Origin of the sequence: Cohnella baijiui (assembly GCF_020731285.1) — a bacterium.
In the GTDB taxonomy this organism is placed as follows: domain Bacteria; phylum Bacillota; class Bacilli; order Paenibacillales; family Paenibacillaceae; genus Cohnella.
The window spans coordinates 1-215 of record NZ_JAJFOW010000483.1 but is presented as its reverse complement, the minus strand read 5'-3'; the positions used below and the strand labels follow the sequence as shown (position 1 = coordinate 215).

1 pseudogene is annotated in these 215 nt (G+C 43.3%); it reads right to left on the bottom strand.

The features are described from left to right. Positions 1–215, bottom strand: a pseudogene (locus LKX83_RS33465) (o-succinylbenzoate synthase); the annotation flags it as partial.

The window sequence follows — 215 nt, the reverse complement described above, 5'->3', positions numbered from 1 at the left end:
CATTATTAAGTTCATCTGGATGGTTAATCGGCTTTGCAAATACAAGAGGGATCAGAAATTTCTCAAGGATATGCCAATTCGTCTGCACGGTTTCCTCTTTGTAGAATGGGTCAATGGCTGCTACTGATTCCCCCCAGCCTATAAGCCCGTCTTCACTCTTTGCCTCAACAATAATGAATTCTTTGTCGTATTCCGTGCCTACACTGGTCGTAAAC